The following is a 24,335-nucleotide window of genomic DNA, read 5'->3' as shown; positions in this document are numbered from 1 at the left end:
TTGCATGGTTCGACCGACTAGGCCTACCCCGTCTCTCCTGACCTCAACTTCCCGAACCGCCCGGTGCGGACCCGCATGCCGGGTGGTGTGGCAGGGGCGTAGCCTGTTGGCTACCCCCTATGCCGATCTGCCTTCCCCTGCCGGCGATGACGCTGGATAGCGCCCGGAAGACGTGATCAGACACTTTTCGCCACTGCCGCGAAATGTGCTCCCCCTTCGACGAAAAGCCGCCGCCACTTAAAAAAAACCACCCCAGGGCAATTTCCTGGTTGACAGCCCGATTATTGATTTTCTACGATGCATACATCGCTGCACACAATTAGATGCACAGATTTGTGTGGTGGGCATGTTCCACCTTCGGGATTACCCTTATTGGAGAGGTCATCATGGTTCGGCTGTCCTGTTTCATCCGCCAGGCGTTCTTGTCTTTCGTAGCTGTGGGCTGCGTCGTTGCCAGCGCGCCGTCGCACGCCGACGGAACCACCGGCTGGGAAAGTGTGAAGAAGGCGGGCGTCCTGCGATGCGGCGCCGCTGTCGCGCCGCCGTACGTGATGCGCGACCCGAAGACGGGCGAATACAGCGGCTTCTTTTCGGAGTTGTGCCGCAACTTCGGACAGAACGTGCTGAAGGTGAAAGTCGAATTCGTCGATACCAACTGGGACAACATCGTCGCGGGCCTGCAATCGAACAAGTGGGATCTGTCGATGGCGCTCAACGACACGCCTGAGCGGGAAAAAGCGATCTCCTTCTCCGCACCCGCAACGGACTACAACGTTTCGTTCGTCTACAACAAGAACAACCCGAAAGTCGCGAAGGGCGCGCATTCCATCGCGGAGATCGACAAGCCGGGCGTGACGGTCGCGGTGATGTCGGGTTCCGCGCAGGACAAGGCGATCACAGCCGTCCTCAAACAGGCGCAGATCATGCGCTTGCCGGGGAACGATGAAACGCGCCTCGCACTGATGTCCAAACGCGCCGACCTTCTCGCCGACGCCAACATCACCAACATGCTGCTGACGGAGGCGCATCCCGACTGGGCCGTCGCCATTCAGCCCAACCCGCCGCTCGCGCAGCAGGAAGTTGCATTCGGGATCAGGAAGGACACGCCTGCCGCCGACATCGCCGTGCTCAACAAGTACGTGAGCGAGCAGGTCAGCTCCGGCGCGGTCAATCGCCTCATCAAGACATCCGTTCAATCGATGCTCGCTTCGAACAAGTGATGTTCACGGCCAGCCGCGAGCGTCCGCTCGTTCGTGGCTGGCATCCACCCACGCCCGATTCGATTCACCTTCGCGCGCCTGAGGGCGCGTCCCGCTGGAGAGATTTCATGCTGTCATCGCAAACCATGATTGCCGACTCTCACACTCCACCGACCGTGGTGGACTTCGCGCCGTCGACGATGGGCGACTTCGTGCAGTTCGAGGGCGTGTACAAGTCCTACGGCGAAAACCTGGTGGTCATGGATCACATGAATCTCGACATGCGCGCCGACGACCGGCTCGTCATCATCGGTCCTAGCGGAAGCGGCAAAAGCTCGCTCCTGCGAGTGATGATGGGTCTGGAAGGCATTCAGGGCGGACGGATCGGATTCCAGGGCAAGCCGTATATCTTCGGCGCGGACTCGGGCCGCTCGAAGCGTATCGATGCGAAGCTGCAGAAGCAGATCGGCATGGTGTTTCAGCACTACACGCTGTTTCCGCATCTTTCCGTGCTCGGCAATCTCATCCTCGCGCCCATGAAGGTCGGCGGCCTGTCGAAGGCGCAGGCGACCGAACGCGCACGCATGTATCTCGCGCGGCTGGGTCTGGAAAGCAAGCTGCACGCGTATCCGAGTCAGCTGTCCGGCGGCCAGAAGCAGCGCGTGGCCATCGCGCGCGCGCTGATGCTCGAACCGAAGCTGATGCTGTTCGACGAAGTGACGTCGGCACTCGACCCGGAAATGGTCATCGAAGTGCAGAACGTGATGCTGCAACTCGCCGAACAGAAGATGGCGATGATCATCGTCACGCACGACATGCATTTCGCCCGCGATATCGCGACGCGCGTGGTGTTTTGCGCGAGCGGAAAAATCGTCGAGCAGGGTGCGCCCGGCGACATGTTCAAGTGCCCGAAGGAAGCCCGTACGCGGGAGTTCCTCGAGAAAGTGCTGCATCTCGACTGAGGCCCGCGATGAACTACCACTTCGATTTCCATTTTCTCGCGGGCAGCGTCGGCGCGTTGCTCGCCGGTCTGAAGGTCACGCTCGAACTGGCGGTCGCATCCAACGTGATGGGCCTGGTGCTGGGCTTTTTCCTGTGTCTTCTGGCGATGAGCCGGTGGACCGCGATTCGCTGGCCCGCACAGCTTTTCATTGAGTTCTTTCGCTGCACGCCGGCGCTGCTGCAGATCGTCTGGTTCTTCTACTGCATTCCGATGATGGTCGATGTCTTCATCGACCCGATTGCGATGGGCGTGCTGGCGCTCGGCCTCAACCTGACGGCCTTCAACGCCGAGGCTTACCGCGCCGGCGTGCAGGCCGTCCCGAAGGAGCATCTCGATGCCTGCATCGCGCTCGGACTGAAGCCGTGGCAGCGCACCTTTTATGTGGTGCTGCCGCAGGCGCTGCGCAGTGCGATGCCTGTGCTGATGACCAACGGCATCGGCAGCCTGCAGCAGAGCGCACTGGTGGCCATCGTGGCCGTCGCAGACCTGATGTATGTCGGCAAGAGCCTCGCGACGGAAGCGTATCGTCCGCTCGAAACCTACACGCTGGTCGCGCTCATTTACTTCGCGCTCTCACTGCCGATAGCAAGGCTGGTGCACGTGATCGAGCGTCGTCAGGACCTCGCCGTCCGCCGTTGAGGAGAAGACCATGCACCTCGAATTTTCCGCCGTGCTGCCGTACTGGCTGGTATTGCTCAAAGGGCTCGCCCTCACGGTTGCGTTCACGAGCAGCTGCGCGGTGATCGGAAGCCTCGCGGGGTTCGTTCTGAGCCTGTTGAGAATGTCGCCTTCGCGCTGGATGAAAACCGCGACCACGCTTTACGTGGAGTTCTTTCGCGGCACGCCTTTGTTGATCCAGTTGTTCTGGGTGTACTTCTGTTTTCCCGTGGTGTTCAGGGTCGGAATTCCGCCGTATCTGTCCGTGGTGATTTCGCTGACGCTGTATATGGCGGCCATCACCAGCGAAACGTTTCGCGGCGCGCTGAAATCCATTTCGGCCGAGCAGCACGACGCCTGCATCGCATTGAGCCTGTCGGCGCACGCGAAGATTCTCTACGTGATCTTTCCGCAGGCGCTGCTGCGCGCGATTCCGCCGCTGCTCTCGAACATCGTGAGCCTGTTCAAGGAGAGCGCGTTGATCTCGTCCGTCGGCGTTGCCGACCTGATGTTCGTCGGCCAGAGCATTTCGACGAGCACGGCGCGGCCGGTCGAGTTTCTTACCACTGTCGCCATCATTTACTTCCTTGTCGCTTTCCCGCTGACGCGTCTTGTCGGCGTGGTCGAGACACGCTTGCTTTCGCGTTTTGCCTGACAACCCTGATAACCCAACCAGTCCATCGTTTTAGTGGAGAAACAATCATGCAGATGAAGGGAATCCTGCCCGCACTCGTGACGCCGTTCAACGCTTCCGGCGCAGTCGATCACGACACGCTTGCGAACATCCTCGAATTTCAGCTCAAAGGGGGCGTGACAGGCTTCGTGCCGCTGGGTTCGACGGGCGAATACTATGCGCTCACGCACGACGAACGCCGCGCAATCCTCAAGACCGTGCGCGAAGTGGTCGGCAACCGCGGCACGCTGATCGGCGGCGCGAACGGTTCGAGCACGCGTGAGGTCATTGAGCAGACACGTCTGGTGCGCGATGCCGGCTATACCAACGTGCTGATCGCGCCGCCGTACTACGCATTGCCGTCGCAGGAAGAACTGATCGGCCACTACGAAGCGATTCTCGAAGCGGTGCCCGACGTCAATGTCATCCTGTACAACTATCCGGTGCGCACCAACGTCGAAGTGGGCTTCGGCGTGCTGGAAGCGCTCAAGGACCATCCGCGTGTGGTCGGCATCAAGGAAAGCAGCGGCAATCTGCTGCGCGCCATCGAAATCGGCGAGAAGTACAAGGACAACTATCAGCTGTCCTGCGGCTCCGACGATCAGGCGCTCGACTTCTTCCTGTGGGGCGCAACGAGCTGGATCTGCGGGCCTGCGAACTGCTTCGTGAATCAGGTCGTCGATTTCTACAACAAGTTCACCGCCGGCGATATTCGCGGCGCCCAGAACGTGATGCGCTCGCTGTTCCCCGTGATGGCGACGATGGAAGCAGGCAAGTTCGTGCAGAAGGTGAAATACGGCTGCGAACTGGCCGGCTTCAAGGTCGGCGCCGCGCGCATGCCGCTGAAGCCGCTGACCGACGAAGAGAAGGCCGACTTCCGCGCAGTGTACGAAGCGGCGCTGGCCTGACGACCGTGCCGGCGGATCGAGCCGCCGGCCTTCCTCTTTCGGGACACTCGAATGACCAGACACCGTTTCGCGAGCATCGAAGGACATACGGAAGGTATGCCCGTGCGCATGTTGATCGACGGCATGCCCGCCCTCGAAGGGGCGACGATGGCGGCGCGCCGCAAGGCGTTCGTCGACAACCACGACTGGATTCGCCGCGCATTGATGCTCGAACCGCGCGGGCATGCGCATATGTCCGGCACGCTGCTGTATCCGCCCGTTTCCGCCGACGCGGATATGAGCCTGCTGTTCATCGAAACCTCGGGCTGCCTGCCGATGTGCGGCCATGCGTCGATCGGCTCGATTTCGTTCGCGCTCGAAGCGGGTCTGGTTCGCCCGAAGTCGCCCGGCACCATCGTCGTGGATGTGCCCGCAGGCAAGCTCCACGCGCGCTATGTGATGGACGGCGAGCGGGTGGCGTCGGTGCGCTTCACGAACGTGCCGAGCTTTCTGCTTCATCGCGATGTCGAGATCGTGCATCCGCATTTCGGGCTGCTCACTGTCGATATCGCATATGGCGGAAATTTCTATCCGATCGTCGAAGTGCAGCCCAACTTTCCGGGCTGCGAGCACTTCACGCCAGACCAGTTGCTCGCGTGGGGCCGCCAGATGCAACAGGCGGTGAACGAAACGCTCGACGTGGTCCATCCGGACGACCCGGCCATATGCGGCGTCAGGCATGCGATGTGGACGGGCGCACCTGTATCGGATAACGCCGATGCGCGCGCGGTCGTGATCGCCGGCGACAACCTGATCGACCGCTCGCCATGCGGCACGGGTACCTCCGCACGCGTTGCGCAGCGCTACGCACGCGGTCTGCTCGCGCAGGGTCAGGCGTTCCGCCATCAAAGCCTGATCGGCAGTTGCTTTACGGGCCGCGTGGAAGCTGTGACGACAGTCGGCAATGGTCTGGACGCAGTGTTGCCGAGCGTCGAAGGACGTGCGTGGATCACCGGGCGCGCAGAACACTACGTCGACGATACTCAGCCCTATGCACATGGTTTCAGCCTTCAGGAGTACGTGAAGTGAACGCCGTTCCTCGCGAGCCTATTTCGAATGAGACACTGCCTGCCAGCCAGGAGTCCGCTGTCGTGATCGGCGGCGGCATCGTGGGCGTGTGCTGCGCGCTCTATCTTCAGCGCGCCGGATACGCCGTCACGCTGATCGACCCCGAAGCGCCAGGCAACAGCACGGCGAAGTGGAGCTGCGGCCAGATGGCCGTGAGCGAAGTCATTCCGCTGTCGAAGCCTGGCGTGCTGATGAAAGTGCCCGGCTGGCTGTTCGACCGGAAGGGGCCGCTGTCGCTTCGTCCCGACGCATTGCCGGGCATCGTCCCGTGGTTCGTGCGCTTTCTGATGTGCGCGCGGCACGCGAAGATCGTCGAGATTGCGCAGTCGATGGCGACGCTCACGCATGACGTCTACGCGGACTTTGCGCCACTGCTCGACGCTTGCGACGACAAGACGCTGATGGGCGAGCGGCCGATCCTCGAAGTATTCGACGACCCCAATGCGCTTGCGCACGAGCAGCCGCATCTGGATCTGCGCGAGTCGCTCGGCTTCAGGTCTCAGCGGCTGAACGCGAAGGAAATCGGCGATCTCGAACCGGCGTTCGCAGGCAGGTTCTCACACGGGCTGATGTTTCCGGACTGGCGCGCAGTGAGCGACACGATGGGCTTCATCGCGGCGCTGACGGCCAGTTTCATCGCGCAGGGCGGCCGCCGGATCCGCACGGAAGCGAATCGCATCGACGAGTCTAACGGCCGCGCGACGGGCGTCACGCTGTCGAACGGCGAGTGCATTGCGGCCCGGCACGTGATCGTCGCCGCGGGCACGGGCGCGCGGCGCTTCTTCCGTTCTCTGGGGATCGATGTGCCGCTGACGGGCATCGCCGGCTATCAGGCCGTCGTCGCGGACCCCGGCGTGGAAATCCGCCATTCGACCATCTATGCGGATGGCGGCTTCTGCTTCACGCCGATGACGCGCGGCCTGCAGATTGGCGGCACGATCGAGTTCGCGGGCCGCGACGCCAAACCGGATTTCCGGCGCGCGGACATCATTCTCGAGAAGGCTAAACGCGTGTTGCCAACGATGCGCACATCGCAGGTCGAGTATGGCGTCGGCTATCGGCCGTTCTTGCCGGATACGAAACCGATCATCGATCGTTCTCGCCGACTGTCGAACGTATTCATGGCATTCGGCCACGGACAACTCGGTCTCACGCTCGGCGCGACGACGGGGCGGCTGATCGCCGATCTGGTCGCAGGCAGACCGACGAAACAGGATCTGACGCCGTTCAGTGCATACCGCTTCTAGAGATCACCATCACGGAGAACACGATGCGTTGGAACAGAACGTTTACGATGGTCGGCTGCCATGCCGAAGGCGAAGTCGGCAATGTCGTGACGGGAGGGCTGATCGATGTGCCGGGCAAGACCCTGTTCGAGAAGATGCTGTATCTCGAAGAGCATGCGGACGAGGTGCGCAAGGTGTGTCTCTTCGAGCCTCGCGGCTCGGTGAATCACAACGTCAATTTCATCTTGCCCGCCACGGATCCTCGCGCGCAGATGGGCTATGTGATCGGTGAATCGACGGAATACGTGGCGATGTCCGGCTCGAACACGATGTGCGTCGCCACCGTGCTGCTCGAAACGGGCATTCTGCCGATGCACGAGCCCGTCACGGAACTGGTGCTGGAGGCGCCCGCCGGACTCATTCATGTGCGCTGCGAGTGCTCGAACGGCAAGGTGACGCGCGTCGAGTTCACGAACCAGCCCGCTTTCGTCGCGCATCTGGATGCGTATGTCGATGTGCCCGGTGCCGGCAGCATCAGGATCGACGTCGCGTATGGCGGCATGACTTACGCACTGGTCGATGCGCAAGCGCTCGGTTTCGATATTGCGCCCGACGAAGCGCGAGATCTTTGCGAACTCGGCCAGAAGATCAAGGCGGCCGCCGTCGAGCAACTGCCTTTCTCGCATCCGCTCAATCCGCTGATCAAGGGCGTCACGAATACGCAGTTCATGGCCCCGTTGCGGAGGGAAAACGGCAAGCTGTTTGCACGCAACACCGTCGTCGTGTCGCCGGGGCGTTGCGACCGTTCTCCGTGTGGCACGGGAACGTCGGCACGGCTCGCGGTGTTGCACGCGCGCGGTCTCATCGACGTCGGGGAAACCTTCGTGCATGAATCGATCACAGGATCGCGATTCGAAAGCCGTGTCGCAGCGACGACGAAGGTTGGCGATTACGCGGCCGTGGTGCCCGTCGTGTCCGGTCAGGCGTGGATCACCGCCATTTCGCAGATCGGCGTGGATCCGACGGACCGCTTCCAGACCGGCTTCACGGTGGCCGACACCTGGCTGGAAGCAGTCGACGACAAGCTCATCAAATCGCGTCAATCAACTTCAAACTGAACATGAAATCCTACGATCGACTTTTCATCGACGGCCGCTGGGTCGCGCCTGTCAACCATGGCACCTTCGATACGATCGACCCATGCAGCGAGCAGGTGATCGCCAAGGTGGCCGCTGCGACGGCAGAGGACGTCGACCTCGCCGTGCAGGCAGCACGTAGAGCGTTCGACGAAGGTCCGTGGCCGCGCATGCGCGGCGCCGAGCGTGCGGCAGTGCTGCGGCGGATCGGCAAGGGCATCCGCGAGCGTCTGCAAGAACTGGCCGAAATCGAAGTGCGCGACAACGGCAAGCCGCTGCCCGAAGCGCTGTGGGATCTCGGCGACGCGGCAGGATGCTTCGAGTTCTACGCGGGCCTCGCCGAAGCGCTCGACGACAGTGCCGAGCAACCCGTCGCGCTGTCCGACGACCGCTTCACATCCGTCGTGCGCAAGGAGCCGATCGGCGTGGCGGGCGCGATCATCCCGTGGAATTTCCCGATGCTGATGGCAGCCTGGAAGGTCGCGCCGGCACTGGCGGCTGGATGCACGATGGTCCTGAAGCCTTCCGAGCTGACGCCGCTGACGGCGCTCGAACTTGCCGGAATCGCGGCGGCGGCGGACCTGCCGCCCGGCGTGCTCAACGTCGTCACGGGTTTCGGCAAGGACGCGGGCGCGCCGCTCAGCGAACATCCGGGTATCGACAAGCTCGCGTTCACGGGCAGCGTGCCGACGGGCAGCCGCATCATGCAGGCGGCCGCGCGGGACATCAAGAACATCAGCCTCGAACTGGGCGGCAAATCGCCGTTCATCGTGTTCGACGACAGCGATATCGACGCAGCCGTCGAATGGATCATGTTCGGCATTTTCTGGAACCAGGGCGAAGTGTGCTCGGCGACCTCGCGCGTGCTCGTGCAGCGTGGCATCTACGCGCGTCTGATCGAACGCCTCGAAGAGGAAACGCGCAAAATCATCATTGGCAGCGGGCTCGACGATGGCGTGCTGCTCGGGCCGATCGTCAGCAAGGGGCAGTACGGCAAGGTGCTCGAAGCCGTCGAGCGCGGCAAGCAGGAAGGCGCGCGGCTCGTGACGGGCGGCGGGCGGCCCGCGCATCTCGACAAGGGCTACTTCATGGAGCCCGTCGTGTTCGCGGATGTTCCCGAGCAAAGCTGGATCTGGCAGGAAGAAATTTTCGGCCCCGTGGTGTGCGTGCGGCCGTTCGACACTGAGGACGAAGCCGTGCGTTCCGCCAACGACTCGCGCTTCGGTCTCGCCGCCGCCGTCATGTCGCGCGACGACGCACGTTGCGAACGCGTCGCGCGAGCGCTGCGCGCGGGGATCGTGTGGATCAACTGCTCGCAGCCGACCTTCACGGAAGCGCCGTGGGGCGGCTACAAGCAGAGCGGGATCGGCCGCGAACTGGGCGAGTGGGGTATGAACAACTACCTGGAAACGAAGCAGATCACGCGGTACGGCAGCGACAAGCCGTGGGGCTGGTACATCAAGTAAGAGCGAGGCGATCATGCGCTGGAAGAAAACGCTGCAACTCGTCGACGTGCACTGCGAGGGCGAGATCGGCAAGGTCATCACCGGGGGGGTCGTCGGCATTCCCGGTGCGACCATGCTCGACAAGATGAACTACATCAACGAAGTCGACGACAGCCTGCGCAGACTCGTCGTGCTCGAGCCGCGCGGCTGTCTGCAGATGTCGGTCAATCTGCTGCTGCCGCCGACGCATCCTGAGGCACACGCCGGCTTCATCGTGCTGCAGGCGGACAAGGCGCATCCGATGTCCGGCAGCAACGCGATCTGCGTGGTCACGGCGCTGCTCGAACTCGGCATGGTCGAGATGCAGGAACCGGAAACGACCGTCGTGCTCGATACGCCGGCCGGTCTGGTGACCGCTCGCGCGACGTGCGCGGACGGGCGTTGCGTGGGCGTGTCGCTCGATATGGTGCCCGCGTTCGTCGAGCAATTGGACTTCGCCTTCGAGACACCGCAATTCGGGGTTGTCAAAGCGGACATTGCTTTTGGCGGCGTCTACTATGCGCTGATCGACGTGCAGCAGACAGGCTTGAGCATCGCGCCCGAAAACGCACGCGCACTCGCCGAGCTTGGCGTTGCGCTGAAGGACGTGATCAACGGGCAGATCCGGATACAGCATCCGCTCTATCCGCAGATCGACTCGGTCGCGTACGTGATGTTCCGCAACCGGCTCGGTGACGCGCTGTATCAGACCTGCACGACGCTGCCGCCTGGACGCGTCGACCGGTCGCCGTGCGGGACGGGCAGCTCGGCCAACCTCGCGACGCTCGCCGCGCGCGGCCTCGTGGATGTGGGCAGCAGGCTGAAGTCGCGCTCGACGATCGGCGGCGAGTTCGACATCGAACTGCTGGGGAAAACCGAGGTTGGCGGCAGGCCGGCCGTGCTTCCGCGTGTGCGCGGCCGGGCGTGGGTGTATGGCATCCAGCAGATCGGCGTCGATCCCGACGATCCGCTGGCGGCGGGATTCATGCTCAGCGATACGTGGGGCGCCGGCTTTCCGAAGCCCTGAGAAGAGGTGCGCGCGATGGTAAACTTGACCGCGCGCCCGTCTTTCCGGGCCTACGACGACGGCGGTGAAACGATGAACAAAGGGACGGGCGAGACAGAGCCGCAAGGCCGCCGGCACGGCGGTCGGTACATCTATGAGGAACTGCGCAAGCAGATCCTGACGCTGCAGCTCAAACCGGGTGCGCCGCTTGACGAAGTGTCGCTCGCCGCGCAGTTCGGCCTGTCGCGCTCACCCGTGCGCGATGCGCTTGCCCGGCTGATCAGCGAAGGTCTCGTGACCATCCTTCCCAATCGGACGACGCTCGTCACGCCGTTCGAAATCGAAGAATTCCCGAAGTACATCTCGGCGCTGGATCTGATCCAGCGGGCAGTGACCCGTCTGGCCGCCCAGCATCGCACGAGCGCCGACCTCGCGCGTATCCAGAAGGCCGATGACGTCTACATGCAGGCAGTCGACAGCGGCGATTTCCAGGCGATGTCGGAAACCAACAAGGCGCTGCACATGGCCATCGCGCATGCCGCGAACAATCCGTATTTCGTGGGTTATTACGAGCGGCTTCTCGGCGAAGGGCAACGCCTGCTGCATCTGCATTTCGACTACACCGTCACGTCGACGACCGCGACGAAGCTCGGACGCGATCACGCCGAACTGATCGACGCGATTGCACGCAAGGATGCCGACGCGGCGGAGCGGCTCGCGCATGAGCACACCATGCTGTTCCAGAAGCGCTTCCTCGATTACATGCGGCAGAACATGACGGAATCGATGGCGCTTCTGTGAGCGGACGCGGAACGGGTTCGCCCGGTCACGGATTGGAACAATGAAAGATGAACGGCTGCTGGAGATGCGCGTCTTCAAGGCGGTGGTGGAGGCGGGAGGCTTCACCGCGGCGGCGAATCTTCCTGGTGTCCGACAGCCGTTCGTCACAATCGATTGTGTTTCTTAACGTGCCGCCCCGGTTCTGCTCCGGAGCGGCACGTTGTCATCACGGCGCCTTGGCCAGTTCAGTCAGTTTGGCGATGCTTGGGGCAAAGAAATAGGCGCCGCCTTCCAGGTGCACGAAGCCTGCGAGTTCGAGTTGTGGCTTGTCGGCCGGGTTGCCCGATTGCGGCGCCGCCCCCGCGAAAAAGCGCAAAGGATCGTTCGATTGACCGATGATCGGATCAATGCCGCTCTCAGGTTGCGAGAAGTCGACGTTGTTGCACCAGGATTGCTGGACGAACTCGAACTGGTGTTCAATCGACGTCACGTAGCACTTGAAAAGCAGGCCACGCGCCTTGTCGCCGCCGGCGGATCGTTCGTTCAGCGCTTCACTCTCGGTGACCTCCGGACCGAACGCGATGCCACGGCGTAGCATCCGATGCGTTTGCGTGTGCGCTTCGGCATGGTTCGCCTGAGTATCGGTCGGTGTCGTGTTGCCTGGCACATCGTCTCGCGGATACGCTTTGCGGATATGCGCCGCGAACGGGCAAACCAGGCCCTTTCGATCGCCGCCGAATTCAAAATTGTTGACATCGTCGGTGTCTTCCGCTTTCGACGGATCGTCAGCTTGTGGAGCATTGATGATTGCAGCACCGCTTTTCCACCTCCCCACCATCTGCGCGCCAAGCAGGTCGGGATTCATCGGGTTCGCCGTTCCAGTGATACTTTGCGCCGCAAGCTTCACAGCCCGATTGAACTCGGGGACCTTCTGCGCGAGGCGTCGGAAAACGAGGAAAGCGCCGTGGTCCATGAACGGAATCGGGGGCGCCTTGACGGGACCTTGCGTCTCGAACGAAGGGGCATTCGGGTTCTGCCCGGGATAGCCAAACACGAATTCACCCGGCCATAGCAGATCCTGCCCTCTCTGACCTTGCGAGTCCTCCGCCCCTGGCTTCGTTGGCGTCAAGGCTGCCGTCGGGGGTGTCGGGTCTGCATTCAGGGGAATTCGTCCCCGCACGCCTGGTTGAGATACGCCGTCTGCGTAGCCGAAGTGCTCATGGCCTGCAACGGGATCGGGCCGGACCTGCCCGACCTCCGTGTGAAGCAGCTTCCAACCGTTTTCATCGGGTGGCGCAAGGCGCAGCGATATGACGTCGACGACTTCCGCATGACTGGCGCCAGTCACGACAAAGACGCCATGCATATCGTGACTCGGGCGCAGGACAGCCCAGGTCGACGAGGGTGGATCAGTCAGCTCAGTCTGCCGGTTATGCATGCCCGCGCTAAAAGCAGCATGCTTTGCATCGTCGAGAGCCACGCCAAGCATTGCGAGCCCCGAGCGGGTGAAGGCGATGTTCAGGCCAGGCGTCGGAATGACTTTGCCTGGGTTAGCCGTCTTGTTGTCGTCGATAAGCGCTTGCTGAGCTAACGTGTCTTGCATGCTCGTCAGGTGTAGCGAGGCCAGGAACTTCTTGAATGTCACGACATTGACGATCTTGAAGAACATCAGATGCTCGTGACGTTTCTTGAGCCCGACGAGTATGTCGGCTTGAATCTCGTCCACGGGGAATAGCGGTTCGGCGTTTAGATCTCGTGCCATTTGCATCTCCTTGAAAGAGTGAGCATCGACAGTACGATCGCGCGCGGCGATGACGGCGTTCGTGCTGTCAAGGTCGTTGGGTTGTTTGCAACGTCTCGGCGATGCGACGTGTGCGAGTTCATTGAGCGGACAATCAGGCGATCAATGAATCGGTGATGTGCGTAGGGAGTATCGGCCCATCTGTTATCGCGTCGGCAAGCAGCGCTTTTTGCTGTTGTGCCGGCGCATGTTTTTCGAAAGACTAGAAAGAAAACAGACAGGTATCCAACGCGAAACGAGGTGATATGTGGGCTAGCGCACAGAGTTTCTTTTGTGTTTGTTAAAGGAAGACTTATTAAGTCGGGCTGGGGCCCATTGCGATCGTTGCCGCTGATCGTCGACGATAAAGATGCCTTCGTAGGCGTTGCCAAAAAGATCAATGTCGAATCTTGACTCCCGATGCCGGCGCATCCGGACAACGAAAGCAAGTTGACAGGTTTGCCCCCTCTGCCGTCTGAAGAAAAGCCCTGAACTCAACGCCCAGAGTCAATCTCACGTCGTTTATGGCCAGCCATGCCCCCTGCATGTTTCCGATCTCTATGATGGGGTACCCACTATGCCAAAAGGAAAAAGGCCTATTTCAGCGCACACACCCTGTCATTGATTCTGACTTGTGCCGCTTCTCCCCACAGAACAGAAAAACCCTGCCGATCAGCTCAATCACCACCTGTTCTCTTCGGCTATAGGACGGAGCATGTTATGCGAGTCGACGTTGAACGTCTGGCGAGAGCATCAGTAAAAAAACTGGCCAGCTATAAATTTCATCTGGGCCATGCAATTCAGGCCGGACAAATCCTGAGATCGATCGAAAAACGTCGAGGAAAACTCGCACCTCACGTATGCCGTCAGATCGAGTCGTATGCGCGTGATGTTTTCGGGGACGCGGTGTACGCGCCGTGGCTTCGCGTGTATGCCGCATTGAACGGCGCGTTCAAGGAAGGCTGGATTCCCGATAACTACTACGGTGCTGTCGTGGTGCCGCGGACGAAGGGCTCTTACGGGAAGATCTCTTCATTGAAGTCGGCTTCCTGGCTGATCTTTGGCGACGAGTCTTTTCCGGACATCGGATACTTTGCAAACGGGCTCTTTTATACGACCCAAAATACGGTGATATCGGACGGCGAGCTTCAGCGTACGCTATTCGACGCAACCGACAGGATCGCTTTCAAACTTGACGCGTCAGCGCAGGGAAAAGGCGTATTCATATTCGACCGCCATTCGTTCGATCCGAAATTCATTCATTCGATGGGCAACGGGGTATTTCAGTCCTTCGTCAGGCAACACGAAGTATTCGATCGCTTTACGTCGGATTCCGTGGCGACCTTGCGTTTTACGACCGTGGTCGAGCCGTCGGGTGTGATCTCGCTTCGCGCCTGTTTCCTGCGGCTGGGAAGAGCCGGTGAAACGCACATCCAGTCAGGCAGCGAGGTCTGCATTGCGGTGAACACCTCCACTGGCGAACTCGATCCCGTGGGTTATCTGAATGACTGGACGGACGTGCGCGAACATCCGGATTCGAAAGCGAGGTTTTCCGGTGTCATTGTTCCCGTGTTCGACAGTTGTGTCCGGAAGGTGCTGCAGTTGCATGGCAAAGTGCCGTTCATCGGTTGCATCGGATGGGACGTGACCGTCGATTCGCGTGAGGGCGTGAAGGTGCTGGAGTGGAACGCGGAGCACAACGACGTGAAGTTCGGAGAGGCCACGCAGGGGCCATGCTTCGCCGATCTCGGCTGGGAGCATCTCCGATCCGGACGGGGCTTGATGACGAAAGCTCGCGTGGCGTGACGCAACGTGCTTCGACTTGCCGGCAATCAAACATCAAGGAGTTCGACCATCACGACGGTCGTGTCCTCCAGTGCACGTATCGTGAGCTTCCGTTCATCGATACATGCAGCACCGTCGCGTACAGCAAGACAAATATCATTCAGCTCGACGCGGCCCGCCGTCGTCACCAGATATGCCGATGCTCCGTCAGGCAACGCATGCACCAACGCTTGACCCGCGAGCATCGTGGCGCCCAGCACACGCGCGGCTGCATCGATCGTCAACGCTCCCGCTTGCACATCCGCAGGTTTGCCGCTCGCGAGCACGGTCAGGCATCCTTGCTGTGCATCGAGATCGAATCGACGCATCGCCCAACGCGGCTCCCGATCGACCGAACGCGGTGCCAGCCAGATTTGAAAGAGCTGCGTCGGCCCAGGCTCTTCGTTGCGCTCGGCATGTAGTACGCCTTTTCCCGCGCTCATGACCTGCACGTTGCCCGCCTCGATGCGCCCCGTGTTGCCGAAGTTGTCCTCATGCGTAATCGCGCCCGACCGCACGTAAGTCACGATCTCGACATTCGCATGCGCATGCATGCCGAACCCCGAGTACGGTGCAAACTCGTCATCGTTCCAGATATAAAGCGGACCGAGCGGCACATGCGCGGCGCGACCCGTGTCGCCGAAGCGGAAATGCAGCCTGGCCTCGAGCCAGTCGCGCTCGATGCGCCCGAGCGTATCGAATGGCCGATGTTCAATCATGTTGTGGCTCTCCATTCGCGCGAAGGCAGCCGCATCGACGCCGCTGCCTTCGCTGCGTGTTCACGTTCAGACTTGCGCCTGTCCACCGTCGACGAACAGTTCGGCGCCGTTCACGAAGCTCGCGTCGTCCGATGCCAGGAACAGCGCCGCGCCCGCGATTTCTTCCGGCTCGCCCACGCGGCCCATCGGGATGCGCGAGGCGAGATAGTCGAGCAGACCTTGCTGTTGCGCCGCGTCCGGGCCGGCGAGTTCGACGAGGCCCGGCGTTCGCGTTGCGCCGGGGCTGATCGTGTTGACGCGAATGCCGCGGTCCTTGAGGTCGAGAACCCAGCTGCGGGCGAAATTACGGATCGCAGCTTTCGACGCGGAATACACGCTGAACGCAGCCGTCCCTTCGATGGTCGTCGTCGAGCCCGCGAGAATCACGGATGCGCCTTTCGACAGCAACGGCAGCGCCTTCTGCACGGTGAAGAGCGTGCCCTTCACGTTGCGATCGAACGTATCGTGGTAGTGCGCCTCGGTGATTTCGCCGAGCGGCAGCATCGTGCCGCCGCCTGCGTTGGCAAACAGCACATCGAGACGGCCCTTCTCGCCGCGAATCTGCTCATACAGCATGTCGAGTTGCTCGGGCTTCGACGAATCGACGCGCACGCCCGTGGCCTCGCCAACCGCGCTGACCGTGGCGACAGCCGCATCGAGTTCGGCCTGACGGCGGCCGGTGATGTACACATGCGCGCCTTCCGCTGCGAAGCGCTTTGCGGTGGCCAGTCCAATGCCGCTGGTAGCGCCCGTCACCAGTGCGATCTTGCCTTCGAGTCTGCGTGCCATGATGTTTCTCCTTTGCTGGGTTGATTCCGTTTCGGGAAGTGGTGAAGCGATGTGAGGAGAATATCGACGCGGCGATCTTTTCGAAATAGAATCGTTTGCAAACCATCATTGCAAAAATGAAATGACGAAGCTTCCCGATTTCGAAGGGCTGGCGATGTTCGCCAAGGTGGCGGAAGAAGGATCGTTTGCGGCGGCCGCACGGGCGATGAGCGTGTCGGTCGCAACCGTGTCGCGGGGCGTGGCGCGTCTCGAGGAGCGGTTGGGCGCGCGGCTGTTCAATCGCACATCGCGTCAACTGGCGCTGACCGAGTTCGGCCACACGATTGCGGAGAAAGCCGCCGACATTTACCGGCAGGCAGAAGCAGCGGAAAACGCCGCGCGCGAGCTGTCGGTCCAGCCGCGCGGCCTGGTGCGTCTCGCCGTGCCGATGTCCTTTGGGCTGCGCTGGGTCGCGCCGCTGCTGCCGGGATTCTTTCGCGCCTACCCCGAGGTATCGATCGACCTGCATCTGTCGGATGCGCCGACCGACATCGTCGCTCAAGGGTTCGATGCGGCGCTGCGCATCGCGGCCTTGCCGGATTCATCGCTCGTGGCGAGGCGGCTGTGTCCCGTCTCTCAGCTCGTCGTCGCTTCGCCGGAGCACCTGAAGCGATATGGAAGGCCGACGCATCCTCGCGATCTCGTCGGCCGGCCGTGTCTGTCCTATGCGTATCGCGCACGCAGCGACGTGTGGCGGTTCGTCAACGATGCCGGCGATGAGGAGCCCGTCACGCCCGTAGGGCCGTTGCGGGTCACCAACTCCGACGCGCTCCTGCCGGTATTGCTCGACGGGCTGGCGATCGCGGAGCTTCCCGAGTTCATCGCGGGTGAATATCTCGCCGATGGACGGCTCGAAGCCGTCCTGACGGACTGGCATCTGACGAGGGGCGGGCTCTATTTCGTGACGCCGTCGGCACGTGCACGACCTGCCAAGGTCACGGTGTTGGCTGATTACTTCGCCGAGCACCTGTCGGAGCCGGCGTGGTTTCAGCCTCGGTGAAAGCGCCTTTGCAGCGGGATCATGAATTGCGGGCCCACTCCATGGGTCCAACATGAGAAATCGCCCGATACTGCAAGCATCGTCGCGATCACTTGCGCGAGGCATCGATGTCACATGCGTTTTACACGATCGGCCATTCGACGCATTCACTGGGAGAATTCATCGGTATGTTGACGGGCGCCGGGATCGGGACCTTGGCCGATGTGCGGAGCATTCCCCGTTCGCGTACGAATCCGCAATTCAATCGTGACACGTTGCCGGACGCGCTGAGCCGGGAGCACATCGGCTACGTTCATTTTGAGGGCCTGGGCGGGCGGCGCAGCAAACCCAAAAGCGGTGCGCCGTCCCCTAATGGCTACTGGACGCATCCCGCCTTTCGCAACTACGCCGACTATGCGATGAGCGCTGAGTTTCAGGCGGCGTTTTTGCAACTGCTTGAACTCGGGGACAGGCAGACGTGCGCGATCATGTGTTCCGAAGCCGTCTGGTGGCGATGCCACCGCCGCATCATCGCGGACTATCTGCTGGAGCACGGCGAGACCGTGCTGCATATCATGAACGCGGGCCGCATCGAACCCGCGAAGCTAACACCCGGCGCGCAACCGCAGCCCGATGGCACACTGCGCTATCCGCCGGAGTGATAGCATCGGCGCTTGCTGATTGCCCCAAACCCTTCCCAAACCCAGACTCCGGAACGCGCACCGTGCAAGAAGACTTCCCCCGCATCGATCCCGCCCGCCTGCTCGACGATCTCAAGACTCTGCGCCGCTTCGGCGCGACGGGGCCCGGCGTGGTACGGCTGTCGCTTTCGCCGGTCGACATTGACGCGCGCCGCTGGCTCGCGGGGCGCATGACGGATGCGGGGCTCGACGCGACCATCGATGGCGTCGGCACCGTGTTCGGACGTTCGCGCAAGCCCGGCCCCGCGCTCGTGATCGGCTCGCATAGCGACACGCAGCCGACGGGCGGCTGGCTCGACGGCGCGCTCGGCGTGATCTACGGACTCGAAATCGCACGCGCCCTCGGCGAATGCGCTTCGACACGCGAGTTCGCGGTGGACGTAGCGTCGTGGATCGACGAAGAAGGGACGTTTTCTAGCTTCCTCGGCAGCCGGAGCTTCGTTGGCGACGCGATCGACGACTCGTTACAAAGCGCGCGCAATCACGAAGGTCTGTTGCTCGCTGATGCGCTCGCTCAGGCGGGCCTGGCGAATGCACCGCGCGTGACCCTCGATCGCACGAGGCAACGCGCGTATCTCGAACCGCATATCGAGCAGGGTGGGCGGCTCGAAGCGTCGACGAAATCGATTGGCGTCGTGACGACGATCGTCGGCATTCGCGAGTTTCAGTTGCGCTTCATCGGGCAGCGCAATCACGCGGGCACCACGCCGATGGCGATCCGGCGCGACGCGGGCGCGGCGCTGGTCGCGTTCATCGCGCGCATCGACGACGCGTTTGGCCGGCTGGCAGACGCGGATACGGTGTGGACGGTCGGACGCATCGATCTCGATCCGGGTTCGTTCAGCGTCGTGCCGGGCGAGGCCGTGCTGTACTTGCAATTCCGCGACGCGAACCCCGGGCGGCTGCATGCGATGGAAAATGCGCTCGCTGCGCTGGTCGACGAATGGAACGCGCAACATGCCGTGCGCGCCGAGTTGATCGCGTGCGAAGGCGCCGAAGAACCCGTCACGATGGATGCGGACCTGCAGCAGCATCTCGCGCAAGCCGCCGAAGCGCTCGCGCCCGGACAGTGGACGTACATGCCGAGTGGTGCGTCGCACGATGCACAGGTGATCGCGCACCACATTCCGGCGTGCATGCTGTTCGTACCGAGCATCGGCGGCGTTAGTCACGATTTCATCGAGGACACGGCGGAGCAGCATATCGTGCTCGGTTGCGAGGTTGCAGCGCGGGCGGCCGCGCGAATTGCAAAGGCGCTCAGGCGTTGATGCGCTTCACCGTGCAGATGCCCAGACGCTGATGCCTGCCGGCGTCAGCGCTTGGCACGTTACACGTCGGTATGGCGGTTCGCCGCCCACAGCGCACCCAGCACGAAGCCCACTCCGACCGCGCCCGCCAGTACGGCAAGCGGACTCGACGACATCGCGTCGCGCGCCAGATCGGTCGCGTCCGCGCAGATCTGTTGCGCCTTGCCGCGCAGTTCGTCCGCCTTGCCCTCGAGCTGCATTCCGACGTCGCCCGCAAGCGAGCCGACCGCCTCCTTCACGTTGCCGGCCGCTTCGCGGACCACGCCTTCCGTTTTCGTCGTTTCCATGTGTCGCCCCTTGATTGAACCGTTGTCATCCGTCACCGATCTTCGCGACGTTCGCCTCGTGCGCGGTGCGCAACGCCCGCAGGTGTGCGTGAGCAAATGGCGGGCCCGACGTAAGCGCGGCTTCGCAAGCCGTGTTTCGTTCGTGTTCGCGGTGCTTACGCGATGCGGCACACCGATTGCGGATCGCGTGTCGTACGCGTGTCGTACGTTCCAGGAGCGAGGTAGCGATGTCGATCCATCTACGGGCAACGTGCTGGCGCAACGTCGGACGCTTCTACGCGAGCCGGATCGCGGATTACAGCGAACTCTTCTCCATCGAACTGGAACAGGCTCGCACGCGGCTCGTACGGGAAGTGATCGCACTGATCGTGCTGGCTGTCGCGGCGCTTTTCTCGCTGTCGTTCCTGTCGGTCGCGGTGATCGCGACGGCGCTGGGCACGCCGTATTTCGTGTATGTCGCGTGGGGCGTCGCCGGGGTGTGGGTCGTGCTGTGCGTCGCCTCATATGCCGTCGTACGTACACAGCGGCCCGCGCGTTCGTTCGACGGCTTGCGCGAAGAACTCCGCAACGATCTGGAAACAGCCCGGGAGGCACTGCGATGAACAGGCATGACATCGAGCGACGTTCCCTGCGCGTGACCGAACGCGAAGCCTTGCTCCGCGCGCAGTTCGCAGCCTCTCGTACCGAATTGCTTGCGCGATCGGTTGCGCTCAAGGTAGAAAGCGCACAGCGCGCGCAGCCCTGGCCAGTCCTCGGACTCGAACTCGTCAAGACCGCGCCGAACGTGACTTTGCTGGCCGCTGTGCTGGTCAGCACACTGGTCGTCGGTCCGCGGAAGATGGCCTCGGTCGTCGTGCGCAACGGACTGGTCGGCTGGGTGGGTAAGAACGTGCGGCGTCGCGCGGGGCAATGATGCAAGGGATGCGCACTCAGAGCATGTTCGTCTGCGGTCAATGGCCCGCCGCCGTGTGGTGCGGGCCGTCAGTCACGATGCGAGGCGCGAAGCGATGACACGTACCGAATTCGAAGAGCAGATCGGGACCCTATTGCACGATCATGGCGCGGGCACGACCGCGGATCTCACTGACGAACTCGTGGCTTACTGGAATGGACATGCTGTCGCGTATGTTCGGATTCACGAAACGCCGTCAGGTGCGAGCTACGAAGATTTCGTCATGGACGACGCGCAGTGGACAAACTGGCAATCGTGGCTCGAAGCATGGATCGACAGCCCCTTGTTCAGCGTCCGGCCCGAAGTGCGTCACTGGCTGTCGGAGGAACCGCCGGCAGATGCGGGTAGCTGATGCATCGTGCGCGGCGGCGCGTCCGCGACAACCGCGCCGTTGCGTCGATCAGTTGCCTTGCGTGCAGAATCACCGATGGAAGTAGTCGGGCATGCGGAAACCGTCGTAGACACGGTTGCCGAGAATCGCATTGCGGAACTCATCCGACTTCGGCGGCTTACCGGCGCGACCTCAATACGCGGGCGGCGGCATATGGCCGTCCCGGCGTGAAGGTGCTCGCGGGCCTCACGACCATCATCGGCGCGACGGAGTCGGAGGCACTGCGCCGCCGCGACGAACTGATCGATCAGATTCCGTGGCGCTACAGTCTGAACCGTCTGGCGGGCACGCTCGGTATCGACGAGTCGGCCCGTACCGCTCGACATACGCGAAGCTGCGAGCCAGTAGGCTTTCTACGTTGATGGGCTGGCCGCCATCGCGTGAACGACAACGCGCATCGTCGACAGGTGCGCGCGTAATACGGCTCGTAACACGGTTCGCTGCCGGCGCCTCTGCTGAAGAAGACCAAAGCGCTGCTACCGCATGAAAAGCAAAGGCATAGCAACGTCATTTGCTATGCACGAATCGTTGTAACCGGGTGGGTAGAAAGTGCCTATAGTCGGAAGCCCAACAGGTATTTCGAACCATCGGGCATACATACAATGAACCACACTCCTGCTTCTGTTTTCGTGCGGCATGCAGTGCGCGCCGTCGCTTTCGTTGCTGCTGTCACGTCGTTCGCGTCTTTCGCTTCGGCGGCGCATGCCGAGACGCGCGAAGTCGTGATCGGCTATCAGGACATGGTCGTGCCGTGGCGTTATGCACAGGTCACGGGCGCCGTCGAGAAAGCCACCGGTTACAAGGTGACGTATCGCAAGCTGGGCAGCGGCGCGGACGTCGTGCGCGCGCTTGCGTCGGGCTCGATCCAGCTCGGCGAAGCGGGCTCCAGTCCGATTGCGGCGGGGCTGTCGCAAGGCGTCGATCTCTCGCTGTTCTGGATTCTCGACAACATCAACGATGCCGAAGCCCTCGTTGCACGCGACGGCTCGGGCGTGTCGAAGCTCACCGACCTGAAGGGCAAGACGATCGGTCTGCCGTTCGTGTCGACCTCGCATTTCCATGCACTGGTCGCGTTGCAGCAGGCAGGCGTCGATCCGTCGACGGTGAAGATCCTGAACCTGCGCCCGCCTGAAGTCGCCGCCGCCTGGCAGCGCGGCAACATCGACGCCACGTATATCTGGGACCCGGTGCTTGCGAAGGTCAAGCAGAACGGCAAGGTGCTGATCACGTCGGGCGAAGTGGCGAAGGAATCGGGCAAGGCGACCTTCGATGGCTTCGTCGCGTCGCGCAAGTTCGAGCAGGACAACGCCGAATTCATGACGGGCCTCGTCAAGGTGCTGGCTGCCACCGACGCGCAGTATCGCGATCACAAGACAGCGTGGACGGCGGAGTCGAAGGAAGTGCAGGCGGTCGCGCAGGAGTCGGGCGCGGCGGCTGCGGACGTGCCCGCAAGCCTCTCGCTGTACGCGTTCCCGACAGCGGCCGAACAGGCATCGCCGACGTGGCTCGGCGGCGGCAAGCAGTCGGGCGCGGCGAAGTCGCTCGCCGCGACGGCGGCGTTTCTGAAGACGCAGGGCACCATCCAGAACCTGTTGCCCGACTACTCGACGGCCGTCAATCCACGCTACGTGCAACAGGCCGCGCGATGAGCACGCTCGAAGTCAGCGGACTCGGCGTGACGTACGCCGGCGCAGCGACGCCTGCGCTGGCAGGCGTCGATCTGCGCATCGGCAGCGGCGAGTTCGTGGTCGCGCTCGGCGCGTCGGGTTGCGGCAAGACCACCTTGCTCAACTGCATCGCCGGCTTCGTCGAACCGACGGTCGGCGAAGTGCGGCTGAACGGCGCGCCCGTCGATGGTCCGGGTGCCGGGCGCGGCGTCGTGTTCCAGAAGTACGCGCTGATGCCGTGGCTCAACGTGCTCGACAACGTCGCACTCGGTTTGCGCTTTCGAGGGGTGGGGCGGGCGGAGCGGCGCGAGATCGCACGGCAGATGCTCGCGCTCGTCGGGCTGGAGCGCCACGCCGATGCGAGGGTCTATGCATTGTCGGGCGGTATGCAGCAGCGCGTCGGCATCGCCCGCGCACTTGCCAGCGATCCACAGGTATTGCTGATGGACGAGCCGATGGGCGCGCTCGATGCGCTCACGCGCGAGTCGGTGCAGGAAATCGTGCTGGACGTCTGGGCTCGTACGCAGAAGACGGTGTTCTTCATCACGCACAGCGTCGAAGAGGCGCTGTTTCTCGCGACGCGTCTCGTGCTGATGACGCCGGGCCCCGGACGTGTCGCCGAAGTGCATGAGCTGCCGTTTGCCCGCGAGTATCTGACGACGCGCGATGCGCGCGCCGTGAAGTCGTCGCCTGCGTTCATCGAATGGCGCGAACGTCTGACGCGGCGTCTGCATGACACCTTGCTGGAGGCGGTCTGATGAATTCGATCGATTCGTCGCGCGATGCGCTCGCGCGTGTGCGCAGCGAACGCGCGCAGGCCGCCGATGCCCGCATGGCGCGTACACACGGCAAGCGGCGTTATCGCGGGATGCCGGGAGAAGGTCCGACCGCTCTTCTCAGCGCGCTGTGCGTCGTGACGCTCGCGTTGCTCTGGTGGGCCGCGTCGCATTTCCAATGGGTGCCGCCGCTCTTTCTGCCCGCGCCCGATGCCGTCTGGCATGCGTTCGTCGATGCATGGCAAGGGCGCATCCAGGGCGGTTTGCCGTTGTCCGAGCATCTGATGTGGAGCGCGATCCGCGTGTTCGGCGCGTTTGCGCTCGCCAGCGTGACGGCTGTACCTATCGGCATTCTGATGGGCGTGAGCCGGATCGCGCGCGGCCTGCTCGATCCGCCGCTCGAGTTCTATCGGCCGTTGCCGCCGCTGGCTTATCTGCCTCTCGTCGTGATCTGGTTCGGCATCGACGAGACGGCGAAGCTGGTCGTGATCTGGCTCGCGTGCTTTGCGCCGATCGCGATGGCGGCGCGCGCCGGTGTGCGCAGCGCGACCGTCGAACAGGTGAACGCGGCATGGTCGCTGGGCGCGAACTTTCGCCAGGTCGTGATGCATGTTGTGTTGCCCGCGGCGCTGCCCGAAATTCTCACCGGCTTGCGCATCGCGATCGGCTTCGGCTGGACGACGCTGGTCGCGGCCGAAATGGTGGCTGCGACGGCGGGCCTCGGGCAGATGGTGCTCAACGCGTCGAGCTTTCTGCGCACCGATGTGGTGGTGATGGGCATCGTGCTGATCGGTCTGATCGCGTGGCTGTTCGACCTCGGCATGCGCGCGCTGGAGCGCCGGCTCGTGCCGTGGAAGGGCAGGCAGTAGGGCGCGTATTTCGATGAACAATCGCGAACGGGCAGCC

The 24,335-nt window shown here is 62.6% G+C and carries 26 protein-coding genes and 1 pseudogene; 23 read left to right on the top strand and 4 right to left on the bottom strand.

The window, feature by feature from the left end; genetic code table 11:
* Positions 1-422: 422 nt before the first annotated feature.
* The 12 genes from G3N95_RS32635 (at position 423) to G3N95_RS40945 (ending at position 11,366) form a co-directional block, all read left to right on the top strand.
* A complete protein-coding gene (locus tag G3N95_RS32635) occupies positions 423-1,220 on the top strand; it encodes a transporter substrate-binding domain-containing protein (RefSeq protein ID WP_241019076.1) in 798 nt (265 codons plus the stop codon).
* 179 nt (positions 1,221-1,399) lie between these two features.
* Positions 1,400-2,161, top strand: coding sequence for an amino acid ABC transporter ATP-binding protein (locus G3N95_RS32630; protein WP_205974229.1), 762 nt, complete (start codon positions 1,400-1,402; stop codon positions 2,159-2,161).
* A gap of 8 nt (positions 2,162-2,169) precedes the next feature.
* Positions 2,170-2,841 carry an amino acid ABC transporter permease gene (locus tag G3N95_RS32625; RefSeq protein ID WP_205974222.1) on the top strand — a complete coding sequence of 224 codons (672 nt, stop codon included), beginning with the start codon at positions 2,170-2,172 and terminating at the stop codon, positions 2,839-2,841.
* Between the two features lie 10 nt (positions 2,842-2,851).
* Positions 2,852-3,514 (top strand): amino acid ABC transporter permease, encoded by a 663-nt coding sequence (locus G3N95_RS32620; protein WP_205974221.1) that lies wholly within the window; start codon positions 2,852-2,854, stop codon positions 3,512-3,514.
* Positions 3,515-3,561: 47 nt separating this feature from the next.
* Positions 3,562-4,440: a 4-hydroxy-tetrahydrodipicolinate synthase gene (gene dapA / locus G3N95_RS32615; RefSeq protein WP_205974220.1), complete on the top strand. Its 879-nt coding sequence runs from the start codon at positions 3,562-3,564 to the stop codon at positions 4,438-4,440.
* A gap of 51 nt (positions 4,441-4,491) precedes the next feature.
* The gene (locus G3N95_RS32610) at positions 4,492-5,508 is read left to right on the top strand and encodes a 4-hydroxyproline epimerase (protein WP_205974219.1); all 1,017 of its coding nucleotides are present in this window, start codon (positions 4,492-4,494) and stop codon (positions 5,506-5,508) included.
* Entirely contained in the window at positions 5,505-6,794 is a 1,290-nt protein-coding gene (locus tag G3N95_RS32605; protein ID WP_205974218.1) for an FAD-dependent oxidoreductase, read from the top strand. The genes G3N95_RS32610 and G3N95_RS32605 overlap by 4 nt, the downstream gene beginning before the upstream one ends.
* A 23-nt stretch (positions 6,795-6,817) precedes the next feature.
* Positions 6,818-7,891 carry a proline racemase family protein gene (locus tag G3N95_RS32600; protein WP_205974217.1) on the top strand — a complete coding sequence of 358 codons (1,074 nt, stop codon included), beginning with the start codon at positions 6,818-6,820 and terminating at the stop codon, positions 7,889-7,891.
* Positions 7,892-7,893: 2 nt separating this feature from the next.
* Positions 7,894-9,375, top strand: a complete 1,482-nt coding sequence (locus G3N95_RS32595; RefSeq protein WP_205974216.1) for an aldehyde dehydrogenase family protein — start codon at positions 7,894-7,896, stop codon at positions 9,373-9,375.
* A 13-nt stretch (positions 9,376-9,388) separates the two neighbouring features.
* Positions 9,389-10,420, top strand: coding sequence for a proline racemase family protein (locus G3N95_RS32590; RefSeq protein ID WP_205974215.1), 1,032 nt, complete (start codon positions 9,389-9,391; stop codon positions 10,418-10,420).
* Positions 10,421-10,492: 72 nt separating this feature from the next.
* A complete protein-coding gene (locus G3N95_RS32585; RefSeq protein WP_205974214.1) occupies positions 10,493-11,200 on the top strand; it encodes a GntR family transcriptional regulator in 708 nt (235 codons plus the stop codon).
* A 40-nt stretch (positions 11,201-11,240) separates the two neighbouring features.
* Positions 11,241-11,366 (top strand): hypothetical protein, encoded by a 126-nt coding sequence (locus G3N95_RS40945; RefSeq protein WP_277398052.1) that lies wholly within the window; start codon positions 11,241-11,243, stop codon positions 11,364-11,366.
* Positions 11,367-11,405: 39 nt separating this feature from the next.
* Here G3N95_RS40945 and G3N95_RS32580 read toward each other — a convergent pair whose 3' ends face one another.
* The gene (locus G3N95_RS32580; RefSeq protein WP_205974213.1) at positions 11,406-12,941 is read right to left on the bottom strand and encodes a hypothetical protein; all 1,536 of its coding nucleotides are present in this window, start codon (positions 12,939-12,941) and stop codon (positions 11,406-11,408) included.
* Between the two features lie 738 nt (positions 12,942-13,679).
* Between G3N95_RS32580 and G3N95_RS32575 the strand changes: the two genes are divergently transcribed.
* Positions 13,680-14,765 carry a sugar-transfer associated ATP-grasp domain-containing protein gene (locus G3N95_RS32575; RefSeq protein ID WP_205974212.1) on the top strand — a complete coding sequence of 362 codons (1,086 nt, stop codon included), beginning with the start codon at positions 13,680-13,682 and terminating at the stop codon, positions 14,763-14,765.
* Between the two features lie 26 nt (positions 14,766-14,791).
* Here G3N95_RS32575 and G3N95_RS32570 read toward each other — a convergent pair whose 3' ends face one another.
* Both G3N95_RS32570 and G3N95_RS32565 read right to left on the bottom strand, forming a co-directional pair.
* Entirely contained in the window at positions 14,792-15,502 is a 711-nt protein-coding gene (locus G3N95_RS32570; protein WP_205974211.1) for a pirin family protein, read from the bottom strand.
* Positions 15,503-15,568: 66 nt separating this feature from the next.
* The gene (locus tag G3N95_RS32565) at positions 15,569-16,330 is read right to left on the bottom strand and encodes an SDR family oxidoreductase (RefSeq protein ID WP_205974209.1); all 762 of its coding nucleotides are present in this window, start codon (positions 16,328-16,330) and stop codon (positions 15,569-15,571) included.
* Positions 16,331-16,451: 121 nt separating this feature from the next.
* Here G3N95_RS32565 and G3N95_RS32560 point away from each other — a divergent pair, with 121 nt between their 5' ends.
* From G3N95_RS32560 to G3N95_RS32550, 3 genes are all read left to right on the top strand, one after another.
* Positions 16,452-17,369 carry a LysR family transcriptional regulator gene (locus G3N95_RS32560; RefSeq protein ID WP_205974208.1) on the top strand — a complete coding sequence of 306 codons (918 nt, stop codon included), beginning with the start codon at positions 16,452-16,454 and terminating at the stop codon, positions 17,367-17,369.
* Positions 17,370-17,476: 107 nt separating this feature from the next.
* Positions 17,477-18,010 (top strand): DUF488 domain-containing protein, encoded by a 534-nt coding sequence (locus tag G3N95_RS32555; protein WP_205974228.1) that lies wholly within the window; start codon positions 17,477-17,479, stop codon positions 18,008-18,010.
* Between the two features lie 62 nt (positions 18,011-18,072).
* Positions 18,073-19,317 (top strand): Zn-dependent hydrolase, encoded by a 1,245-nt coding sequence (locus G3N95_RS32550; RefSeq protein ID WP_205974207.1) that lies wholly within the window; start codon positions 18,073-18,075, stop codon positions 19,315-19,317.
* 59 nt (positions 19,318-19,376) lie between these two features.
* Here the strand turns inward: G3N95_RS32550 and G3N95_RS32545 are convergent, their stop codons facing one another.
* Positions 19,377-19,643 (bottom strand): CsbD family protein, encoded by a 267-nt coding sequence (locus G3N95_RS32545; protein ID WP_205974206.1) that lies wholly within the window; start codon positions 19,641-19,643, stop codon positions 19,377-19,379.
* Positions 19,644-19,870: 227 nt separating this feature from the next.
* On the opposite strand from G3N95_RS32545, the gene G3N95_RS32540 reads away from it, so the two are divergent.
* The 7 genes and pseudogenes from G3N95_RS32540 to G3N95_RS32510 all read left to right on the top strand — a co-directional run bounded on the left by G3N95_RS32540 (position 19,871) and on the right by G3N95_RS32510 (position 24,298).
* Complete coding sequence (locus G3N95_RS32540; protein ID WP_205974205.1) at positions 19,871-20,245, top strand: phage holin family protein; 375 nt, start codon at positions 19,871-19,873, stop codon at positions 20,243-20,245.
* Positions 20,242-20,556, top strand: a complete 315-nt coding sequence (locus tag G3N95_RS32535; RefSeq protein ID WP_205974204.1) for a hypothetical protein — start codon at positions 20,242-20,244, stop codon at positions 20,554-20,556. The genes G3N95_RS32540 and G3N95_RS32535 overlap by 4 nt, the downstream gene beginning before the upstream one ends.
* 94 nt (positions 20,557-20,650) lie before the next feature.
* Positions 20,651-20,947: a hypothetical protein gene (locus tag G3N95_RS32530; protein WP_205974198.1), complete on the top strand. Its 297-nt coding sequence runs from the start codon at positions 20,651-20,653 to the stop codon at positions 20,945-20,947.
* A gap of 149 nt (positions 20,948-21,096) precedes the next feature.
* Positions 21,097-21,288, top strand: a pseudogene (locus G3N95_RS32525) (LLM class flavin-dependent oxidoreductase); the annotation flags it as partial.
* A 300-nt stretch (positions 21,289-21,588) separates the two neighbouring features.
* Complete coding sequence (gene tauA / locus G3N95_RS32520; RefSeq protein WP_205974197.1) at positions 21,589-22,635, top strand: taurine ABC transporter substrate-binding protein; 1,047 nt, start codon at positions 21,589-21,591, stop codon at positions 22,633-22,635.
* A complete protein-coding gene (locus tag G3N95_RS32515; protein WP_205974196.1) occupies positions 22,632-23,411 on the top strand; it encodes an ATP-binding cassette domain-containing protein in 780 nt (259 codons plus the stop codon). The genes tauA and G3N95_RS32515 overlap by 4 nt, the downstream gene beginning before the upstream one ends.
* Positions 23,411-24,298 carry an ABC transporter permease subunit gene (locus G3N95_RS32510; RefSeq protein WP_205974195.1) on the top strand — a complete coding sequence of 296 codons (888 nt, stop codon included), beginning with the start codon at positions 23,411-23,413 and terminating at the stop codon, positions 24,296-24,298. Before G3N95_RS32515 ends, G3N95_RS32510 begins: the two co-directional genes overlap by 1 nt.
* The last annotated feature ends 37 nt before the right edge of the window (positions 24,299-24,335 follow it).

This window comes from Paraburkholderia sp. Tr-20389, from assembly GCF_017104565.1.
In the GTDB taxonomy this organism is placed as follows: Bacteria; Pseudomonadota; Gammaproteobacteria; order Burkholderiales; family Burkholderiaceae; genus Paraburkholderia.
The sequence above is the reverse complement of the archived record's forward strand: the minus strand, read 5'-3'. Positions and strand labels throughout refer to the sequence as shown.

Excerpts from the sequence above, each read along its gene's own strand:
- G3N95_RS40945 (WP_277398052.1), top strand. The coding sequence starts at position 11,241 with ATGAAAGATGAACGGCTGCTGGAGATGCGCGTCTTCAAGGCGGTGGTG.
- G3N95_RS32620 (WP_205974221.1), top strand. The coding sequence starts at position 2,852 with ATGCACCTCGAATTTTCCGCCGTGCTGCCGTACTGGCTGGTATTGCTC.
- G3N95_RS32545 (WP_205974206.1), bottom strand. The coding sequence starts at position 19,643 with ATGGAAACGACGAAAACGGAAGGCGTGGTCCGCGAAGCGGCCGGCAAC.
- G3N95_RS32585 (WP_205974214.1), top strand. The coding sequence starts at position 10,493 with ATGAACAAAGGGACGGGCGAGACAGAGCCGCAAGGCCGCCGGCACGGC.
- G3N95_RS32575 (WP_205974212.1), top strand. The coding sequence starts at position 13,680 with ATGCGAGTCGACGTTGAACGTCTGGCGAGAGCATCAGTAAAAAAACTG.
- G3N95_RS32600 (WP_205974217.1), top strand. The coding sequence starts at position 6,818 with ATGCGTTGGAACAGAACGTTTACGATGGTCGGCTGCCATGCCGAAGGC.
- G3N95_RS32515 (WP_205974196.1), top strand. The coding sequence starts at position 22,632 with ATGAGCACGCTCGAAGTCAGCGGACTCGGCGTGACGTACGCCGGCGCA.
- G3N95_RS32590 (WP_205974215.1), top strand. The coding sequence starts at position 9,389 with ATGCGCTGGAAGAAAACGCTGCAACTCGTCGACGTGCACTGCGAGGGC.
- G3N95_RS32560 (WP_205974208.1), top strand. The coding sequence starts at position 16,452 with ATGACGAAGCTTCCCGATTTCGAAGGGCTGGCGATGTTCGCCAAGGTG.
- G3N95_RS32610 (WP_205974219.1), top strand. The coding sequence starts at position 4,492 with ATGACCAGACACCGTTTCGCGAGCATCGAAGGACATACGGAAGGTATG.
- G3N95_RS32565 (WP_205974209.1), bottom strand. The coding sequence starts at position 16,330 with ATGGCACGCAGACTCGAAGGCAAGATCGCACTGGTGACGGGCGCTACC.
- G3N95_RS32540 (WP_205974205.1), top strand. The coding sequence starts at position 19,871 with ATGTCGATCCATCTACGGGCAACGTGCTGGCGCAACGTCGGACGCTTC.
- G3N95_RS32530 (WP_205974198.1), top strand. The coding sequence starts at position 20,651 with ATGACACGTACCGAATTCGAAGAGCAGATCGGGACCCTATTGCACGAT.
- tauA (WP_205974197.1), top strand. The coding sequence starts at position 21,589 with ATGAACCACACTCCTGCTTCTGTTTTCGTGCGGCATGCAGTGCGCGCC.
- G3N95_RS32580 (WP_205974213.1), bottom strand. The coding sequence starts at position 12,941 with ATGGCACGAGATCTAAACGCCGAACCGCTATTCCCCGTGGACGAGATT.
- G3N95_RS32570 (WP_205974211.1), bottom strand. The coding sequence starts at position 15,502 with ATGATTGAACATCGGCCATTCGATACGCTCGGGCGCATCGAGCGCGAC.
- G3N95_RS32510 (WP_205974195.1), top strand. The coding sequence starts at position 23,411 with ATGAATTCGATCGATTCGTCGCGCGATGCGCTCGCGCGTGTGCGCAGC.
- G3N95_RS32625 (WP_205974222.1), top strand. The coding sequence starts at position 2,170 with ATGAACTACCACTTCGATTTCCATTTTCTCGCGGGCAGCGTCGGCGCG.
- G3N95_RS32535 (WP_205974204.1), top strand. The coding sequence starts at position 20,242 with ATGAACAGGCATGACATCGAGCGACGTTCCCTGCGCGTGACCGAACGC.
- dapA (WP_205974220.1), top strand. The coding sequence starts at position 3,562 with ATGCAGATGAAGGGAATCCTGCCCGCACTCGTGACGCCGTTCAACGCT.
- G3N95_RS32595 (WP_205974216.1), top strand. The coding sequence starts at position 7,894 with ATGAAATCCTACGATCGACTTTTCATCGACGGCCGCTGGGTCGCGCCT.
- G3N95_RS32555 (WP_205974228.1), top strand. The coding sequence starts at position 17,477 with ATGTCACATGCGTTTTACACGATCGGCCATTCGACGCATTCACTGGGA.
- G3N95_RS32630 (WP_205974229.1), top strand. The coding sequence starts at position 1,400 with ATGGGCGACTTCGTGCAGTTCGAGGGCGTGTACAAGTCCTACGGCGAA.